The 18128-nt window shown below is 63.2% G+C and carries 15 protein-coding genes, 1 rRNA gene and 1 pseudogene; 13 read left to right on the forward strand and 4 right to left on the reverse strand.

What is annotated here, in order from left to right:
• Nucleotides 1–140: 140 nt before the first annotated feature.
• The 12 genes from rrf to DCO45_RS22205 all read left to right on the forward strand — a co-directional run bounded on the left by rrf (nt 141) and on the right by DCO45_RS22205 (nt 13289).
• Nucleotides 141–253 (forward strand): 5S ribosomal RNA (gene rrf, locus DCO45_RS22145).
• Nucleotides 254–350: 97 nt separating this feature from the next.
• Nucleotides 351–1091 (forward strand): 16S rRNA pseudouridine(516) synthase, encoded by a 741-nt coding sequence (locus DCO45_RS22150; RefSeq protein WP_116927827.1) that lies wholly within the window; start codon nt 351–353, stop codon nt 1089–1091.
• A gap of 164 nt (nt 1092–1255) precedes the next feature.
• Nucleotides 1256–2191 (forward strand): beta-propeller fold lactonase family protein, encoded by a 936-nt coding sequence (locus DCO45_RS22155; protein ID WP_116927828.1) that lies wholly within the window; start codon nt 1256–1258, stop codon nt 2189–2191.
• A 73-nt stretch (nt 2192–2264) separates the two neighbouring features.
• Nucleotides 2265–3077: a polysaccharide deacetylase family protein gene (locus DCO45_RS22160; protein ID WP_243419460.1), complete on the forward strand. Its 813-nt coding sequence runs from the start codon at nt 2265–2267 to the stop codon at nt 3075–3077.
• A 67-nt stretch (nt 3078–3144) separates the two neighbouring features.
• Nucleotides 3145–4164, forward strand: a complete 1020-nt coding sequence (locus DCO45_RS22165; RefSeq protein ID WP_116927830.1) for a sterol desaturase family protein — start codon at nt 3145–3147, stop codon at nt 4162–4164.
• Nucleotides 4165–4246: 82 nt separating this feature from the next.
• Nucleotides 4247–5155 (forward strand): EI24 domain-containing protein, encoded by a 909-nt coding sequence (locus DCO45_RS22170; RefSeq protein ID WP_116927831.1) that lies wholly within the window; start codon nt 4247–4249, stop codon nt 5153–5155.
• Between the two features lie 400 nt (nt 5156–5555).
• Entirely contained in the window at nt 5556–6971 is a 1416-nt protein-coding gene (gene glnA / locus DCO45_RS22175; RefSeq protein ID WP_116927832.1) for a type I glutamate--ammonia ligase, read from the forward strand.
• Nucleotides 6972–7239: 268 nt separating this feature from the next.
• Entirely contained in the window at nt 7240–7767 is a 528-nt protein-coding gene (locus DCO45_RS22180) for a hypothetical protein (RefSeq protein ID WP_116927833.1), read from the forward strand.
• Nucleotides 7768–7797: 30 nt separating this feature from the next.
• The gene (gene glnL / locus DCO45_RS22185) at nt 7798–8871 is read left to right on the forward strand and encodes a nitrogen regulation protein NR(II) (protein ID WP_116927834.1); all 1074 of its coding nucleotides are present in this window, start codon (nt 7798–7800) and stop codon (nt 8869–8871) included.
• 68 nt (nt 8872–8939) lie between these two features.
• Nucleotides 8940–10496, forward strand: coding sequence for a nitrogen regulation protein NR(I) (gene ntrC / locus DCO45_RS22190; RefSeq protein ID WP_116927835.1), 1557 nt, complete (start codon nt 8940–8942; stop codon nt 10494–10496).
• Nucleotides 10497–10626: 130 nt separating this feature from the next.
• Complete coding sequence (locus tag DCO45_RS22195; protein ID WP_133248236.1) at nt 10627–11553, forward strand: hypothetical protein; 927 nt, start codon at nt 10627–10629, stop codon at nt 11551–11553.
• A gap of 404 nt (nt 11554–11957) precedes the next feature.
• The gene (locus DCO45_RS22205) at nt 11958–13289 is read left to right on the forward strand and encodes a cation:dicarboxylase symporter family transporter (RefSeq protein WP_116927838.1); all 1332 of its coding nucleotides are present in this window, start codon (nt 11958–11960) and stop codon (nt 13287–13289) included.
• A gap of 87 nt (nt 13290–13376) precedes the next feature.
• Here DCO45_RS22205 and xth read toward each other — a convergent pair whose 3' ends face one another.
• Nucleotides 13377–14153 (reverse strand): exodeoxyribonuclease III, encoded by a 777-nt coding sequence (gene xth / locus DCO45_RS22210; protein ID WP_116927839.1) that lies wholly within the window; start codon nt 14151–14153, stop codon nt 13377–13379.
• Between the two features lie 58 nt (nt 14154–14211).
• Complete coding sequence (locus DCO45_RS22215; RefSeq protein WP_116927840.1) at nt 14212–15336, reverse strand: SLC13 family permease; 1125 nt, start codon at nt 15334–15336, stop codon at nt 14212–14214.
• Between the two features lie 153 nt (nt 15337–15489).
• On the opposite strand from DCO45_RS22215, the gene DCO45_RS22220 reads away from it, so the two are divergent.
• Nucleotides 15490–16194 (forward strand): nitroreductase, encoded by a 705-nt coding sequence (locus DCO45_RS22220; RefSeq protein WP_116927842.1) that lies wholly within the window; start codon nt 15490–15492, stop codon nt 16192–16194.
• A gap of 14 nt (nt 16195–16208) precedes the next feature.
• Here DCO45_RS22220 and DCO45_RS22225 read toward each other — a convergent pair whose 3' ends face one another.
• Together DCO45_RS22225 and DCO45_RS22230 are read right to left on the reverse strand one after the other, a co-directional pair.
• A complete protein-coding gene (locus DCO45_RS22225) occupies nt 16209–17402 on the reverse strand; it encodes an AAA family ATPase (RefSeq protein ID WP_116927841.1) in 1194 nt (397 codons plus the stop codon).
• Nucleotides 17403–17406: 4 nt separating this feature from the next.
• Nucleotides 17407–18128: pseudogene (locus tag DCO45_RS22230) on the reverse strand (acetyl-CoA C-acyltransferase); the annotation flags it as partial.

An 18128-nucleotide genomic window follows, 5' to 3' on the forward strand; every position in this document is an offset into this window, starting at 1 on the left:
TTGGCCCCGCCTTAGATGGGGCCCAATGCAAAGAACACTGCAACTGCAGTTATGCCCAAAGCGCAATCAAATTTAGCTGATAAGACTCTATGAATTCGCCGAGCTGCCTAACAAACCTGGCAGCAAAGCAAAAAGTTATGCCTGATGACCATAGCAAGTTGGTACCACTCCTTCCCATCCCGAACAGGACAGTGAAACGACTTCGCGCCGATGATAGTGCGGATTCCCGTGTGAAAGTAGGTCATCGTCAGGCTTTTATACTGATCAACCCCTCTGCTCTACCCGAGTAGAGGGGTTTTTCTTTTTATCTCGCTGCAGCAGCGGTCTGTGGCTGGCGTGAAGGGGTTGGGATGCAGTTGCAGGATATGTTGTATTCGCAGGGTTTTGGTGTGCGCCGCGTGTGCTCGGGCCTGGTGCAACAAGGCTGGGTGCAGTTGTGGGATGCACAGGCGAACGAATGGGTTGCGGAGACGGACTCGACCGCCGACGTAGATCCTGAAGGCCTGCGCTTCAAGGTTCAGGGCGTGGAGTGGGAATACCATGCGCTGGGCTATGTGCTGCTAAACAAGCCAGCAGGCACTGAGTGCTCGCAGAAGCCTTCGGCCCATCCGAGTATTTACAGCCTGCTGCCAGTGCCGCTGCGCACACGACCCAACAAGAACGCCATCCAGGGGTTGCAGGCCGTGGGCCGCTTGGACCAGGACACGACTGGCATGCTGCTGCTGAGCGACGACGGTCAGTTCATCCACCGTATGAGCTCACCCAAGAAGCATGTGCCCAAACGCTACCAGGTGACGGCCAAGCATGCGGTGACCGAGCAGCAGATCGAGCGTTTGTTGGCGGGTGTGGTTCTGGATGACGACCCCAAGCCAGTGAAGGCTGCGGCCTGCGTGAAGACGGGTGACAACACCTTGGATCTGACGCTGACCGAAGGCAAATACCACCAGGTCAAGCGCATGCTGGCGGCTGTGGGCAACCGCGTGGAAGGTCTGCACCGGGCACAGATAGGCGGTTTGGTGCTGACCGACGAGCTCAAGCCAGGCGAGTGGCGCTGGCTCACCGCTGACGAGATGGCACTGCTCAAGCCCTGACGGTATTTGACCATGTGTGGCTTTGGCGCAAGTTGCACAACTATTTACATCGCCAATCGCCTCTTGGTGGTGCTGCAATTTATGGCGGGCAGCTACACTCGCTGCGTTACTAGTAGGAATAGCTCGTGAAGCCTTTCGTTTTTGCCCGTTCTCTGGTCGCGGTGATGGCCTTTGCGGCCACTGCGGCGCATGCAGCCAACCCCATTTTGGTGCTCAATTCGCTGGACGCCAACATCAGCGTGATCGATCCCACCACCTGGAAAGAGGTCAAGCGCATTCCTACGGGCAAGGAGCCCCACCACCTGTACCTGACGCCGGACAGCAAGTCGGTGATCGTGGCCAATGCAACCGGCGACTCGCTGACCTTTGTCGATCCCAAGACGGCCGAGGTGCAGCGCGTGATCCAGGGCATCTCCGATCCCTACCATCTGCGTTTTTCGCCCGACATGAAGTGGTTTGTGACCGCAGCCAACCGCCTCAACCACATCGATATCTACCGCTGGGATGGGCAAGAGCCCAAGCTGGTCAAGCGCATTGCCACCGGCAAGACGCCCAGCCACCTGTGGATCGACAGCAAGAGCCGGACGATCTACTCTTCCATGCAGGACAGCGACGAGCTGGTGGCCATCGACATCGCCACCCAGAGCCTGAAATGGCGCACCAAGACAGGGCAGATGCCTGCCGATCTGTATGGCAGCCCGGACGACAAATTCGTTTTTGTCGCGCTGACCGGCAGCGACGGCGTGCAGGTGTTTGATGTGAGCGGCGCAGAGCCCCAGTTGGTCAAGACCATCAAGACTGATAAGGGCGCGCACGCGTTCCGCGCAACGGGCGATGGCCGCCATCTTTTTGTCAGTAACCGGGTGGCCAATACCATCAGCAAGCTCGACATGGTCAGTCAGACCGTCGTGGACCGCTACCCCGGCCCCAGCGGCCCTGACTGCATGGATGTGAGCCCGGATGGCCGCTATATCTACCTCAGTTCGCGCTGGGCGGGCAAGATGAGTGTGATCGATACGGTCGAGCGCAAGGTGGTCAACCAGGTGAAGGTGGGCAAGTCGCCGCATGGCATCTGGGTGCTGGACCACGCACCGCGCTAGTGCATGGCCCGTGCATAGTTGATTCAGTAGCAGAGGGGAGCTCCACGCCATGCGCAGCACATTTTTCTGGCTTTTGGCCGCAAGTTGGGGCAGCGCTGCTGCCTTTGCCCAGCCTGCTGCTCCAGCGCCTGCCGCTGCAGCCACTGCGGCAGGCAGCTGCAGCAAGCCTGTGTATCTGACCTTGGACACCGGCCACATGGGCGTGGCCAACCAGATTGCCGACGTCTTGCGCAAGACGCAGGTGAAGGTCACCTTCTTTGCCGCCAATGAACGCACCAAGGAGGGTGACGGCAGCCTGGGCGACCACTGGGCGCCTTGGTGGCGTGCGCGCGCCGCAGAAGGCCATGCCTTTGCCTCGCACACCTGGGACCACACCTACTGGCGTGGCGATATCAAAGGGCCTGCAGGCGCTGCACCCCGCTTCAGGGTGCAGCCCTCGCAAGGGCCGCAGGCGGGGCAGCGTTTTGAGTGGAGCGCTGCGCAGTATTGCGCGCAGATCCAGCAATCCGAAGACCGCCTGGCCCAGATCACTGGTGTCAAGCCTTTGCCACTGTTCCGGGCTCCCGGTGGCAAGACCTCGCCCAGCCTGATTGCGGCGGCCAGGCGCTGCGGCTATGCCCATGTGGGCTGGTCGCCAGCGGGCTTTCTCGGCGATGAACTGCCCAGCGACAAGTACCCCAACCAGCAGTTGCTGGACAAGGCGCTGCGCGACATCCGCCCCGGCGATATCTTGCTGGCCCACCTGGGCATCTGGGACCGCAAGGTCCCCTGGGCGCCTGCCGTGCTGCAGCCCTTGATTGAAGGCCTGCAGGCCAAGGGATTTTGCTTTGCCACCCTGCGCGAACATCCCCAGTACCAAGAATGGATTCGTCAGCATGGTGGCTGAGAGCGCTTTCCGTAGCGCACATTGGCCGCTGCAAGGCTTGTGGTCTGGTTTGAATTGATGGTTTGCCATGGAATTTCTCAGCACGCTTTTTGACAACGCACAGCAGTGGCTCTTTGAGCAGTTGCTGCAGCCTCTGCTGTTCAACCTGGGCCTGGCCAGCTATCTGGAAGATGGCTACACGGCAGCGGGCTGGTTCCTCGTGGGTTGCCTGCAGATTCTCATCATGGTGCTGGTGATTGCGCCCTTGCAGCGCTGGCGGCCGGTCGAGGCTGTGACCGACCGGCATGCGATCCGGGTGGACATGCTCTACACCTTTATCCATCGCCTGGGCCTGTTTCGCCTGGCCTTGTTCTTTACCATCGATCCGCTGTGGGACATGGTGGTGGGCGCGCTGCGCGTGCGCGGCTTTGAGACCTGGCACCTCGATGCGCTCTGGCCTGGTGTGACCGACCTGGGTTGGGTGAGCCTGCTGATCTACCTGGTGGTGTTCGACTTTGTGGCCTACTGGATCCACCGCGGCCAGCACCAGTTTGTCTGGTGGTGGCGGCTGCATGCCTTGCACCATTCGCAGCAGCAGATGACGATGTGGAGCGACAACCGCAACCACCTGCTCGATGACCTGGTGCATGACAGCATTCTGGTGTTCGTGGCCGTGTTGATCGGTGTCGCGCCCAGCCAGTTTGTGGCGATTGTCGCGATCACCCAGCTGAGTGAAAGCCTGCAGCACGCGAATCTGCGCCTGTGGTTTGGCCGCCTGGGCGAGCGCCTGTGGATCAGCCCGCGTTTTCACCGCCGCCACCATGCGATTGGCATCGGCCATGAATCGCCCGCTGCCAGCGCAGCGCCCAACACGGCGGTAAAGGCCGGCGAGGCTGCGCCACGCACCCGCTTGGGGGGCTGCAATTTCGGTGTGCTGCTGCCATGGTGGGATATGCTTTTTGGCACCGCCAACTTTGAGCTGCGCTATGACCCTACCGGTATCCGTGACCAGGTGCAGCCCAACCGGCAAGGGCAGTTGCGCGATTACGGACGCGGCTTTTGGAGCCAGCAATGGCGCGGGCTGCTGCGCCTTTTGGGCCGCGCCTGAGTGCTGCGCAACCGGCTGATGCCGAACCACTGAGCGGTCCGCCAGCCTGGCCACCCGCCCAGATACATAAGGAGTTCACCCCATGCCCCTCGCGTCTGCGGGCTCCCGCCTGATGTTTGATGCCTTCTGGCGTGCCGCTGCCTATTGTTTCCGTCCCCGGGTCATGCTGCTGTCGGTGCTGCCACTGGTGGTGATGCTCGTGGCCTTGGGTGGCTGGAGCTATTTCTACTGGTCGGGTGCTGTGGCGACGATGCAGCATTGGGTGGAGACCATTGGCTGGCTGCGCACAGTGTTCAGCTGGTTTGGCAGCACTGGTACGGAAGGCTTTGCAGCCGGCATTGCGCCCTTTGTGGTGCTGATCTTGATCACGCCCATAGCGGCGGTGGTCGCGCTGCTGGTGATTGCGCTTTTGATGACACCAGCCCTGGTCAACATGGTGACCGAGCAGCGCTTTGCCCGGCTGGAGAAGAAGCAGGGCATGGGCCTGGTCACCAGCGTGCTCTGGGCTTTGAGCACCTCGGCGGTAGCCATGGTGGCCTTTGTCGTCACCATGCCGCTGTGGCTGATCCCGCCTTTGGTGCTGATCGTGCCGCCTGTCATCTGGGGCTGGCTGACCTACCGCGTGATGAGTGTCGATGCACTGGCAGAACATGCCAGCAAGGCTGAGCGCGACACGCTGCTGCAGCGTTACCGCTGGCCGCTCTTGCTGATGGGCATCATCTCGGGCTACATCGGCATTGCGCCCAGCGTCGTCTGGGCCTCGGGCATGGTGTTCACCATTGGCTTTGTGGTGCTCGTACCCATTGCGGTATGGATCTATGCGATCACGTTTGCGTTCTCCTCGCTGTGGTTCATCCACTTTTGCCTGGCCGCACTGCAGCAGCTGCGGATCGAGAATGGCGACCTGGGCGCGCAGCCGCCTGTGGCGGAGCCGCTCGTGGCCGATAAAACCGATGCCGGCTTGCTGGCCGATGGCACGGAGCCCAAGTAAGAACCTGTTCAAACAGATAAGAGCGCGGAGCAGGGCATGTGCCAATGGGCTCGGCCAGTGCCTCAGCCGCTAATGCACCAATAAGGTGCGTAAATAGCTATTTTGGTGCAGTTGCGCGATCTGTATAAAGCGCTGGTAGTTTTGCACCATCTTGGTGCTTTCAAGGCAATGCAGGCCATGGCCTGCACAGATCTGGGCCGTTGGCTGCAAAATCCTCAGCGCCTCCCGGGGCCCCAGGCCAAAAGCGCGTTACAGTCTGGCTTTGGGCAAAGTCCGGGTGCGTTCGCGTTCTGGCAGGCCCGCATCTTCTGGTTGGCATGGGCATGTCATAAAACTGGCACGTAAACTGCTTTAGTCTTGGCACAGCCCTTTTTATTCACGATTTTCTTTGGAGCATTAGATGGCCAAGAGCGTTGCAGATGTGATGAGCATGTTGGACGAGAACGAGGTCAAGTTCGTTGATCTGCGTTTCACCGACACCCGTGGCAAGGAACAGCACGTCACGGTGCCTATCTCGCACTTTGACGAAGACAAGTTCACTTCGGGCCACGCGTTTGATGGCTCCTCCATCGCTGGCTGGAAGGGTATCGAAGCATCCGATATGCTGCTGATGCCCGATCCCAACACCGCCAACATCGATCCGTTCTTTGACGAAACCACGATGTTCCTGCAGTGCGACGTGATCGAGCCCGGTGACGGCAAGGCCTATGACCGCGATCCACGCTCGGTTGCCAAGCGCGCAGAAGCCTACCTGAAGGCATCGGGCCTGGGCGATACCGCCTACTTCGGTCCAGAGCCAGAATTCTTCATCTTCGATGGCGTGCGTTGGAGCACCGAGCCCAACAACCCGTTCTTCGACATCGAAGAGTACGAAGCACCCTGGAACAGCGGCGCCAAGTTCGATAACGGCAACCGTGGCCACCGTCCACGCGTCAAGGGCGGCTACTTCCCTGTGCCTCCTGTTGACAGCACCCAGGACATGCGCGCTGAAATGTCGCTGCTGCTCGAATCGCTGGGCATCCCGGTTGAAGTGTTCCACCACGAAGTGGCGGGCGCTGGCCAGAATGAACTGGGCACTCGTTTCTCGACCCTGGTCGAGCGTGCCGACTGGACCCAGGTGCAAAAGTACGTGATCTGGAACGTGGCAGACACCTACGGCAAGACGGCGACCTTCATGCCCAAGCCTTACTCGGGCGACAACGGCTCGGGCATGCACGTGCACCAGTCCGTGTGGAAAGACGGCAAGAACCTGTTCGCCGGTGACGGCTATGCCGGTCTGTCCGATTTCGCGCTGTACTACATCGGCGGCATCATCAAGCACGCTCGCGCGCTGAACGCCATCACCAACCCTGGCACCAACAGCTACAAGCGCCTGGTTCCTGGTTTCGAAGCGCCTGTGAAGCTGGCTTACTCGGCCAAGAACCGCTCGGCATCGATCCGTATTCCTTACGTGAGCAACCCCAAGGGCCGCCGCGTGGAAGCACGTTTCCCCGATCCCCTGATGAACCCCTACCTGGGCTTCGCAGCGCTGCTGATGGCCGGTTTGGACGGCGTGGAAAACAAGATCCATCCGGGTGAAGCCGCCACCAAGGATCTGTACCATCTGCCACCCGAGGAAGACAAGCTGGTGCCTACCGTGTGCCACAGCCTGGACCAGGCTCTGGAGGCACTGGATGCCGACCGCGCGTTCCTGACCAAGGGCGGTGTGTTCAGCGACAGCATGCTGGACGCCTACATCGAGCTGAAGATGGGCGAAGTGACCCGCTTCCGCCAAGCCGTGCACCCTGTCGAATACGACATGTACTACTCGCTGTAAGCCCCTGCTGGCCAGGTCCTCGTGACCTGGCCCTTTGGGCAAAACGGCCTGCCGACCTGCGAAGGTGGCAGGCCGTTTTTTTTATGGGAGTTCTTGGGGCAGGGGGCATGGCCGGACAGCGGCGAATCTGTAACAGCAGGAACTGTTCGGCATGATCGGCCTCCTTTGTAGCTACACTGCGGGTTGCAGAGAGGGGCCATCGTGCAAAGCCGCTAACGGGCTGTCACGGACATACGGGCAAAGTGGAGTGAACGGGCGAAACGGGGTTATGCATACAAAGTTGTTGTTTTTGATGGTGGCAGTGGCATGTGCGCAAGGCGCGGTGGCGCAGGATCGCATTTATCGCTGTGGCAATGAATACACCAACGATGTGGCCAAGGCGCGGCAAAAGGGCTGCGCCGTGGTCGAAGGCGCCAATGTCACCATCGTGCAAGGCACGCGCCCGCACACACCCGCTGCCAGCCCGGCACCCGCACCCAATGCCCCCGCAGCTGCCCCGCGCCCCGCGCGTGCGCCCGCCGCTGCGACACCCGCGCCACGCTCCACCACCGCCGAAGGCCGCGCCCGCGATTCCGACGCGCGCCTCATCCTGGAGACCGAGCTGAAAAAAGCCCAGGACAAAAAGCTCGCTTTGGCGCGTGAGTACAACAACGGCGAGCCCGAGAAAAACGCGCTGGAGATGCGCAACCCCGCCTTCTACACCAAGCGCGTGGCCGATCTGAAGCAAGAAATCACGCGCAACGACAGCGATATCGCTGGCATCCAGCGTGAGCTCCAACGCCTGCCGGCCCCATAATCAAAGCTTCAACCTTTTGGGGCATATCCCATGTCTGACCTCCGTGCCATGGATCGCGAATGGCAGGCGCTGGAACACATCGCCACCTTGGTCGCCGTGATACGGCTCGATGGCGCCGCTGTGCGGGTCAATGCAGCGCTGGAGAATGCGCTGGGCGTCTCGCGCAAAAGCATTCTGGGCCACTACTTTGGTGGATTTTTCCAGGACGATGAACTGATCCACAAGGCCCTGGTCGATGCGCGGGCGCAGCGCTTTTCGTCGCTGCGCTTTGAGGCGCAATTGCGGCGCAGCCTGCAAGACGCCTTTCCCGTGCATGCCAACCTCTCTTGGTGGGAAGAGGAGGAGAGCATTCTGGTGGAGCTGTGGCCGCTGGAGCAACAGGTGCGGCAGGACCGCGAGGAGCGTGTGCGCGAGCAGGCGCTTGCCAACAAGGAGCTGATCCGCAACCTCGCCCATGAGATCAAGAACCCGCTGGGTGGCATACGGGGCGCGGCCCAGCTGCTGGAGCTGGAGCTGCCCGATGCTCAGCTCAAGGAATACACCGACGTCATCATTCACGAGGCCGACCGCTTGCAGGCGCTGGTCGACCGCTTGCTCGCGCCGCACCGCCACCCGCACACGGTGGGGGATGTGAATATCCACGAGGTCTGCGAGCGCGTCTGCCAGCTGGTGCTGCTCGAGTACCCGCAGGGCCTGCGCATCGAGCGCGATTACGACACCTCGCTGCCCGAGATCCGCGGCGATCGCGAGCAGCTCATTCAAGCCTTGCTGAACATCGTGCAAAATGCTGCGCAGGTGCTGGTGCCGCAAATGGCCCAGGACCAGGCGCGCATTACTTTGCGCACCCGCATTGCCCGGCAGCTGACCTTGGGCCGCAAGCGGCACAAGTTGGCACTGGAATTGCATGTCATCGACAACGGTCCTGGCATCGAGCCGGACATCAAGGAGCGGATCTTCTACCCCTTGGTGACCGGACGTGATGGTGGCACGGGCCTGGGTTTGCCGCTGGCGCAGACCTTTGTGCAGCGGCATGAAGGCCTGATTGAATGCGAGAGCGAGCCCGGGCGCACGGATTTCCGCATCATGCTGCCGTTGACAGACTAGGGGGCAGTTGGCTTCCCTTGCTGCAGGACCACGGTATGTAGAACTGTAAGGGTAGGGTGATAGCGACAATGAAACCAATCTGGATAGTGGATGATGACCCGTCGATCCGATTTGTACTGGAGAAGGCACTCGCCCGCGAGCAGCTGCCCACGCGCAGCTTTGTGCATCCCAAGGAAGTACTCGAAGCCTTTGACAATGTGAGCGACCAGGCACTGGCGCCGTCAGTGCTGGTCAGCGACATCCGCATGCCGGGTGGCAATGGCCTGCAGTTGCTCGAACAGGTGCATGAGGACCATCCGCAGCTGCCGGTCATCATCATGACCGCCTACTCGGACCTGGACAGCGCCGTCTCGGCCTTCCAGCGCGGGGCCTTTGAATACCTGCCCAAACCGTTTGACCTGCCCAAGGCCGTGGAGCTGATCAAGCGCGCCGTGCAGCAAAGCGAAAGCCAGGCGCCTGAGCTGTCCCAGTCGGGCGGCAATGGCGAGATGCTGGGCCAGGCCCCGGCGATGCAGGATGTGTTCCGCGCCATCGGCCGCCTGTCGCAAAGCAATGTCACGGTGATGGTGACGGGCGAGTCTGGCTCGGGCAAGGAGCTGGTCGCGCGCGCGCTGCACAAGCATTCGCCGGTGGCGGGTGGCCCGTTTGTGGCCATCAACACCGCCGCCATTCCCAAGGACTTGCTCGAGAGCGAGCTGTTTGGCCATGAACGCGGTGCCTTCACCGGCGCGCAGACCCAGCGCCGGGGCCGCTTTGAGCAGGCCGAGGGCGGCACCTTGTTTCTGGACGAAATCGGCGACATGCCGTTTGACCTGCAGACCCGGCTGCTGCGTGTGCTGTCTGACGGGCATTTCTACCGCGTCGGCGGCCATGTGCCGGTCAAGTCGCATGTGCGCGTGATAGCGGCCACCCACCAGAACCTGGAAGACCGGGTGCACAAGGGCGTGTTCCGCGAGGATTTGTTCCACCGCCTCAATGTGATCCGCCTGCGCCTGCCACCGCTGCGCGAGCGCAAGGAAGACATTCCGATGCTGGCGCGCCACTTTCTGGCAGCCAGCGCCAAGCAATTGGGGGTGGAGCCCAAGCAGCTGTCGGAAGCGGCACTGGCCCAACTGGCCCAGTTTGCGTTCCCGGGCAATGTGCGGCAGCTGGAGAACATCTGCCACTGGATCACCGTCATGGCGCCCGCGCAGTGGGTGTCCGTGCAGGATCTGCCGCCCGAGGTGCTGCAGGCCACGCCGGCTGCGCCACTGGCCTCCGCCAGCCTGGCCAGCGCAGCGCAACCGGTGCAGGCCGCGCCGCAAGACCACAGCTACCGGCCCGCTGCCGCTGAGGTGCCTGCCAGCCAGCCCGTCGTGTCCATGCCCGTCCATGGCTTGGCCAGCGGTGCAGGCCAGGGCGGTGATTGGGAGGGCGACCTGGCCCGCGAGGCCGATGTGCTGCTGCAATCGGGCAGCACCGAGGTCTGGGATGTGCTCAGCCGGCGCTTTGAATCGCAGCTGATCAAGAGTGCACTGGCCGCCACCCATGGCAGGCGCATGGAGGCGGCCCAGCGCCTGGGCATTGGCCGCAACACCATCACCCGCAAGATCCAGGAGCTGGGGCTGTCGGCCAGCGATGATTGATGCGTAAGCGCATTGAAGGGTAGACCAGCCGCCGCCTCCAAGGCGGCGGTTTCGCTGACAGAGGCCAGCCATTGATGCGGTTTGAACCGTGCCACAATGGGCCATTACTGTCTGCCCGGTGGTGCAATCCATGCAAAAGATGACTTCGGTGTTTTCGGCCCAGGCGTACCGCAACTCGCCCGAACGCATTGGCCGCCAGCGCTCGGCGCTGCTCAATACCTTGCGGCTGGCAGCGTCGACCGCCAATGGGATGGCCCAGTTGGCGGGCGATGCATTGCACGGCGCGATGGCCGGCGGTCTGCCGCCCAAGGCCAAGGCCCTGTGGGGCAACCCTGCGCGTGAAGACAGCTACTGGCGCAGCCACTACCAAAGCATGGATTTTTATGTGGCGGGTCAGCCCTTTGAGGCCTACCGCCCGGCGCTCGCGCTGGGCTGGTATGCGGCGCAGCGCAATCCCTCGGGCTTTGATGCGCTGGCCACCCAGCTGGAGGTGCAGTGGCAGCATGTGCGCGGCAGCAATCCCATGGATTGGACCGAAGCGAGGACCATTGCGCGCGCCGCCTATGACCACGCGATCAGCGGCCTGCAAGGCGAACAGCTGTCTGCCGTCCAGGTTCAGCATGCGGTGCGCGTGCTCCAGCAAGGCCTGGCCGATTGCGAGGAATGCCTGGTCGCGGGCAGCGAGCAAGCCCGGGCGATTGCGCTGCGCAGCCATTTGTATGCACTGGCCGAGCAGTTTCGCGCCATGGACTGGCAGCTGCAGGATGTGCAGCTGCAACTGGCTGAACCCAGTCCGCTGGTCGAGCGGCCCGGGCTCAGTGCTGCTGGCCGCATGCATCGCGGCTGGACCGAGTTCAAGCAGCGCGCCAACCTCCACAGCGACCGCGACCTGATTGCCGAGTGCAATCTCTGCCTGGTGCTGGTGGCCGAGCGCTACCAGCGCGTGCTGGAATCGGCCCTGCCGCTGGATGTGCGGCCCCTGCTGCAAGGCCAGGCGCAGCAACTGCGCCGCTATACCGATGAGCTGCAGCATATGCAGGACGCCCGCGCGCGCTAGCGCGCGCGTTCTGAATAAGCTGTTACAACACGTCTATGCGAAAGCGGGCAGACTGCCTGTGAAGCCGCCCGCACTGCGCCGTAAGTTGCCTGGCAGCTTTGTAATATTTCCCGTGAATTGAGAAAAAATTACCATGTAGGTGCCCACTTTCTCAAGGCGTACGCGTTTACCCGTAAAAACTTGCGGCTACAATCGGGCCCGCAGAACCTGCAATCCTGCCGTCCAAGGCAGCCTCATCGCTCTTCCCTTTTGCGGCCGAACCGCCGCTTGCTCCCGGCAGCAAAGCCTGCCCGGGCTGGAAAAAGCGCACACAGCCCAGCATGAACGCCTTGCTGATGTGCCGCATACGAGGCCCAGATCGCCCTGGACAGCACCATAAATCACAGACATCAAAGGTATTGGTTATGGCTCTCACGGGCAAAAAGGGCTCTTCGTCGGCGCTGTGGATTTTGGCGGCGATGCTGGCCGGTATTGCACTGGGCTACGCAGTCAACGCAGGCGCTGCGGATGCAGCCGCTGCCAAGGATATTGCTGGCTATATCGCTATCGTCTCGGATGTGTTTCTGCGCCTGATCAAGATGCTGATCGGGCCGCTGGTGTTCTCGACCCTGGTGGTGGGCATTGCGCACATGGGCGATGCTGCTTCGGTGGGGCGGGTGTTCTTCAAGGCGATGATGTGGTTCCTGACCGCATCGCTCGTGTCGCTGCTCTTGGGCATGGTGCTGGCCAACGTGCTGCAGCCAGGCGCCAACCTCGGTCTGCCGCTGCCCGATGTGAGCGCGGCCACCAACCTGGCCACCGGCAAGTTCACCTTGCGCGAGTTCATCAACCACACGGTGCCCAAGTCGTTTGCCGAAGCGATGGCGAACAACGAGATCCTGCAGATCGTCGTGTTCTCGATGTTCTTTGGTGTGGCCATGGCCGCGCTGGGCGACAAGGCCAAGACGCTTCTGGCCGCCATTGATGAGCTATCACACGTGATGCTCAAGATCACCGGCTATGTGATGAAGCTCGCGCCGCTGGCGGTGCTCTCGGCCATGGCCTCGACCGTGGCGATCAATGGCCTGGGCATTCTGCTCAAGTTCGCCGTGTTCATGGGCGAGTTCTACCTGGGCCTGTTCATCCTGTGGTCGCTGCTGGTGCTGGCCGGTATGGCATTCCTGGGCAAGCGCGTGTTCAAGCTGCTGACCCTCATCAAGGAGGCCTTTATGGTGTCCTTTGCCACGGCCAGCTCGGAAGCGGCCTACCCCAAGATCCTCGACGCGCTGGACCGCTTTGGCGTCAAGCGCAAGATCTCGAGCTTTGTGATGCCGATGGGTTACTCCTTCAACCTCGATGGCTCGATGATGTACTGCACCTTTGCGACCTTGTTCATCGCACAGGCCTATGGCATCGAGCTGTCCTTGGCCACGCAGATCACCATGCTGCTGGTGCTGATGCTCACCTCCAAGGGCATTGCCGGCGTGCCGCGCGCTTCACTGGTGGTGATTGCCGCCACCTTGAGCCACTTCAATATCCCTGAAGCAGGTCTGCTGCTGATCCTGGGCATCGACACCTTCCTGGACATGGGGCGCTCCGCGACCAATGCGGTGGGCAACTCGCTGGCCTCTGCCGTGGTCGCCAAGTGGGAGGGCGAGCTGCTGTCCGAAGAAGACGCCGAGGCCCTGAGCCGCAAGCTCGATGCCGAGGCCGCGCTGGCCATGCACCCGCTGCCGGAGACCGATCCCAAGTCTTGATGAGGGTGCTGCGCTGGGCGCAGCGCAGATAACAAAAAAACGGGCTGCGGCCCGTTTTTGCATGGTGCGGCTACGCTTTTGCGTCGCTCAGCCCAGGGTCACCACCACCGGCGCATGGTCGCTGGGCTGCTTGTTCTTGCGCGGTGCGCGGTCAATCGTGCAGGCGCTCACCGCACCCTTGAGTGCGTCGCTCACCAGGATATGGTCAATGCGCAGGCCCCGGTTTTTCTGGAAGCCCAGCATGCGGTAGTCCCACCAGCTGTAGCTTTTTTCGGGCTGCTCAAACAGGCGGTAGGCATCGGTCAGGCCCAAGGCGAGCAGGCCCTGGAAGGCATCGCGCTCCTCCTTGGTGTGGTGGATGGTGTCGCGCAGGCCATCGGGGTCGTAGCTGTCGCGGTCTTCCGGCGCCACATTGAAGTCGCCCACCAGCACCAGGCGCGGGTGCAAGGCCATCTCGGCCTTCACATAGGCTTCCAGCCCGCTGAGCCAGCGCAGCTTGTAGGCAAACTTGTCCGAGCCGGGCTCCTGGCCGTTGACGAAGTAGCAGTTGATCACCCGGATATCGCCAGCCGGGCTGGCCACCGTGCCGGCGATGATGCGCGACTGCTCATCGGCAAACTGCGGGTTGGCGCGCACCACATCCTTGAGCTCGCCCCGGCTGAGCAGGGCCACGCCGTTGTAGGTCTTCTGGCCAAAGGCCACTGCCTGGTAGCCGGCCTCCGCCAAAGCCTCATGCGGAAACTTGTCATCGGTCAGCTTGAGCTCCTGCAGGCCCAGCACATCGACCGGGTTGGCCGCCAGCCATTCCAGCACCTGTGGCAGGCGGACGGAGAGGGAGTTGACGTTCCAAGTCGCTATTTTCATCGCAGAGCTGCCACATAAAATCAATGGTTTGTATTGTATACACAGCCTGGGCGCCGTATTAGCCCAAACGCAGCAACGCCGCCGAGGCCGCGCACACCAGCAAGAACGGAATGCTGATGCGATGAAACTCCCACAGGCCGTTGGGCAGGCGCGCCAGGCGCAGCGCGATCAGGTTGGCGAGCGAACCCAGCACGCAGCCAAAGCCGCCCACGCTGACCCCGGCGGCCAGGGCGGGCAGGTCGCGCACGGTGCCGTCCAGCAAGATGGTGGCGGGCACATTGCTGATGACTTGCGAGGCCACGATGGCGGCCAGGTAGGCGCGCCAGCCCTCGGCAATCGGCCACTGCAGCAGCAGCGCCTGCATCGCAGGCAGCTCCGCTACCTGGCGCAGTACCACAAACATCATCGCAATGGTGGCCAGCAAGGCCCAGTCCACGCCGCGCAGCACCCGGGGCGCTGCCAGCACAAACACGCCAAACACCAGGCCCAGACCGGCCAAGGTCCAGTGGCGCTCCAGCGCGATGACAAAGGCCACAAACAGCAGCACCGCGATGCTCAGCAGACGCGGCTGTACGGCAACGGGTGCAGTAGCCGGCTTGAGCGTGATGGCGGTGCGCGGCACCAGCCACCACACTGCCACCAGGAGCCAGGCCAGCATGATGGCGACGGTCGGGCCCATCATCGCCATAAAGCCCAGAAAGCTCTCGCCAGAGCGGTGCCAGAGGTAGAGGTTTTGCGGGTTGCCGATGGGGGTCAGGGCAGAGCCGGCATTCACCGCCAAGGCCTGCAGCACCACGAGGCGCGCCAACGGCAAATGGGCCTGCGCTGCCAGCACGGCCGTCAGCGGCACCAGCAGAAACAGGCTGACATCGTTGGTCACCAGGGCCGACAGCAGCGCTGCTGTTGCCGTCAGCAGCAGTGCCAGGCCGCGCAAGGTCGATACCCGCGTCAGCAGCCGCTGCGCCGTGGCCTGCAGCATGCCACTGCGCTCGACCGCCTGGGTGATCGCCAGCAGGCCCGCCAGCGCGCCGATGGTCTGCCAATCGACCAGCGCCATGGTCGCCTGCGGGCTGCGCGGCTGCCAGACGGCGAATCCAAGGGCCAGCGCCAACAGGATCCAGAGCAGCATATTGCCACTGGGGGCCGCTTGTGTTTGGTCAGAAGAGGGAGAAGAGGTCGACATGGCGAAGGGCGAGGCAGAACGGACAGAAGTGCATGGATTGTGCTGCAAGTCGGCGCTGCCTGCGCGGCGCTTCCCGCGCAGCGCTTCCCGCGTGGCGCAAGCGGGCTGGATGGCACAGCAAAGCGCCCATTCACTACAATGGCGGCCACTGCCATGAACAAGCCCCTGTCTGCCTCTCTTATCACCACCGACTCGCCAGCTGCCAGCAGCGCGCTACTGCGCCGCTCGGTGCGTGGATTTACCCCGCAGCCGGTGGCCGATGCACTGCTGCACGATTGCCTGCAGGAGGCGCGGCGTGCGCCCAGTGGCGCCAATTTGCAGCCAGGCTACTTCTGGCAGGTGTGCGGCGCGCGGCGTGAGCAGCTCTCCAGCCGCCTGCAGCAGGCCTATGCGGCGGGCGAGCAAGAGGCCGAGGACTATGGCTATTTCCCCAACCCTCTGCCGCTGTCGCTGCGCAAGCGCCAGGTGGCCGCTGCCCAGGCCTTGTATGGCGCCTTGGGCGTGGAGCGGGGCGATGCAGCGGGGCGGGGCGCGCAGTTTGGGCGCAACTTTCGCTTTTTTGATGCGCCCGTGGCCCTCATCATCACCATCGACAGCGGCTTTGGGCCGGGCGGCTATATGGACCTGGGCATGGCCATCTACGGCCTGATGCTGGCGGCGCAGTCACGCGGTTTGGCCACCTGTGCCATTGGCGCCATGGCCTCGTACCCGGGTCTGATCCGCGATGCGCTGGCGCTGCCCGCCACGCAAACCGTGGTCTGCGGCATGGCGCTGGGCTACGAAGATACCGGAGCAGCGGTGAACCAGACCTTGACGGCCCGCGCCGAGATCGACGCGTACTTCAAGCGCCTGGACTGAGGCGCCTTCACCAGCTAGCGCTCATGCCATTGCCAGCGCGGCAGCTCGCTCGCCGGGATATTAGCAATATGGGTCTCGCCCAGATTCTTTTCCAAATGGATGGCCTGGTAGTCCAGCTCGGCTGCGGCGTCTTCCAGCGCAGCCAGCAGCCGGTTGGCATGGGTGACGACGATCACCTGCGTCTGGCGCGCAGCCACCGCCACCAGGCGGCCCAAGGCAGGCAGCAGGTCGGGATGCAGGCTGGTTTCGGGCTCATTGAGCACCAGCATCTGCGGCGGGCGCGGTGTCAGCAGCGCGGCAATCCATAGCAAGTAGCGCAGGGTGCCGTCGGACAGCTCATTGGTGTGCAACGGGCGCAGCAGGCCGGGCTGGTGCATCAGCAGCGCTAGGCGGCTGCCATCCTGGTGTACGGAGATGGTGGCGCCGGCAAACGCATCGTCGACCGCTGCCATCAGCGCCTCGTGGTCGCCAATGGCGTGGATGGTTTCCCAGGCCGCTGCCAGATCGGCGCCATCGTTGCTGAGCACCGGCGTATAAGTGCCCAGCTGCGGCTGGCGCGCGGGGGCATCCACATCGCTGCGGAAATGGTCGTAAAAGCGCCAGGAGCGCAGCTGCTCGCGCACCGTCAGCATCTCGGGCGCTGCAACGGGGTCGACAAACTCGGTCAGCATGCTGGCCCAGCGCGGGATAGGGCGCTCGACGGGCTGCCAGCCTTGCGCCGAGCGTCCGCTGCCGCGTAGGCGCAGTTGGGCAGCCTGGCGCTCCACCAGGGTGGCGCTGGGGCGCCAGTGGGGGCCGGCCCACAGCGCTTCGTGCTTGATTTCCGGATCATGCGCAAAGACCTGCAGCGCGACCGAAGGTGTGGGCATACCGATATCGATTGCGTAGCCAAAGCCCTCATCGTCGGACGCAAAACCCAGCTGCAGCTGCACCGGTTTGCGCCGCACCGTGCCTTGCACCGGCACGTCGCCACGGCGCATGCGCTCCGTGATTTCTTCGGGCCCCGCCCAGAGGGTAGATGCCAGCCCACCCTCGCGCACCAAGGAGCGCACCACGCCACCATGGGCGATATCGGCCAGCAGCCGCAGGGCCTTGTAGACACTGCTTTTGCCGCTGCCATTGGGTCCGGTGATGACGGTGAGCTGCCCCAGCGGCACCAGCAGCTGGCGCAAGGAGCGGTAGTTGGCAATGGCTAGGGTGCTGAGCATGCAGTCAATATAGCAGCGCCGTTTGACGCACCAGCGCCGCGCTGCCCAGGCCGCCGGCACCGGCCACAGCCGCCAGGCCCAGCGCGCCGGGCGTTGCAGGCGATACCTGCTGCAGATCCGCCAGCACGCGGACCAAGGCCACCGCAGCCGATGCCCCAATCGGGTGGCCGCGTGCGATGCCGCCGCCATGGCGGTTGAGCAGGCTGGCATCCGCACCCTGGTCTTGCAGCCGCGCCTGCCATTGCAGGCCTTGCACCGCAAAGGCGTCGTGCAATTCGATGGCGGCCAGCTGCGACCAGCCCACATCCTCTCGCTGCAGCAAGGCCTGGGCAGCCTCAAAGGCCAGCACCAGCGGCATCGCAGGCGAGCCGCCCAGCGACTGGTGGCCCAGCCATTGCGCGGCAGGGTGCAGGCCCCAGCGCCGGCAGGCAGCTTCGCTGACCAGCAGCACCAGCGCAGCGGCATCGGCCTTGGGTGAGATGGCGACGGTGCTGACGGCATGGTCGCGGCGCGCCTCGTAGGCCAGTTCGGCATCGGTCTGCGCGACCACCGGCATGCGGTCCAGCTGGCGCTGGCGCAAGGCGCGCGGAAAGGCATCGTGCACGACACCGGCCACGGGGATGATCTCGCGCGCCAGCACAGCGGCGCTTGCCAGCGCGCGTGCATGGCTGGCGGCCGCATAGCTGTCTTGCGCGGCGCGGCTGTGGCCGGCGCTGGCGGCATAGC

This window comes from Comamonas sp. JNW (assembly GCF_003105075.1).
In the GTDB taxonomy this organism is placed as follows: domain Bacteria; phylum Pseudomonadota; class Gammaproteobacteria; order Burkholderiales; family Burkholderiaceae_C; genus Comamonas; species Comamonas squillarum.

Excerpts from the sequence above, each read along its gene's own strand:
- glnA (WP_116927832.1), top strand. The coding sequence starts at position 5,556 with ATGGCCAAGAGCGTTGCAGATGTGATGAGCATGTTGGACGAGAACGAG.
- DCO45_RS22170 (WP_116927831.1), top strand. The coding sequence starts at position 4,247 with ATGCCCCTCGCGTCTGCGGGCTCCCGCCTGATGTTTGATGCCTTCTGG.
- xth (WP_116927839.1), bottom strand. The coding sequence starts at position 14,153 with ATGAAAATAGCGACTTGGAACGTCAACTCCCTCTCCGTCCGCCTGCCA.
- DCO45_RS22220 (WP_116927842.1), top strand. The coding sequence starts at position 15,490 with ATGAACAAGCCCCTGTCTGCCTCTCTTATCACCACCGACTCGCCAGCT.
- glnL (WP_116927834.1), top strand. The coding sequence starts at position 7,798 with ATGTCTGACCTCCGTGCCATGGATCGCGAATGGCAGGCGCTGGAACAC.
- DCO45_RS22165 (WP_116927830.1), top strand. The coding sequence starts at position 3,145 with ATGGAATTTCTCAGCACGCTTTTTGACAACGCACAGCAGTGGCTCTTT.
- DCO45_RS22180 (WP_116927833.1), top strand. The coding sequence starts at position 7,240 with ATGCATACAAAGTTGTTGTTTTTGATGGTGGCAGTGGCATGTGCGCAA.
- DCO45_RS22155 (WP_116927828.1), top strand. The coding sequence starts at position 1,256 with ATGGCCTTTGCGGCCACTGCGGCGCATGCAGCCAACCCCATTTTGGTG.
- DCO45_RS22215 (WP_116927840.1), bottom strand. The coding sequence starts at position 15,336 with ATGTCGACCTCTTCTCCCTCTTCTGACCAAACACAAGCGGCCCCCAGT.
- DCO45_RS22195 (WP_133248236.1), top strand. The coding sequence starts at position 10,627 with ATGCAAAAGATGACTTCGGTGTTTTCGGCCCAGGCGTACCGCAACTCG.
- DCO45_RS22150 (WP_116927827.1), top strand. The coding sequence starts at position 351 with ATGCAGTTGCAGGATATGTTGTATTCGCAGGGTTTTGGTGTGCGCCGC.
- DCO45_RS22205 (WP_116927838.1), top strand. The coding sequence starts at position 11,958 with ATGGCTCTCACGGGCAAAAAGGGCTCTTCGTCGGCGCTGTGGATTTTG.
- ntrC (WP_116927835.1), top strand. The coding sequence starts at position 8,940 with ATGAAACCAATCTGGATAGTGGATGATGACCCGTCGATCCGATTTGTA.
- DCO45_RS22225 (WP_116927841.1), bottom strand. The coding sequence starts at position 17,402 with ATGCTCAGCACCCTAGCCATTGCCAACTACCGCTCCTTGCGCCAGCTG.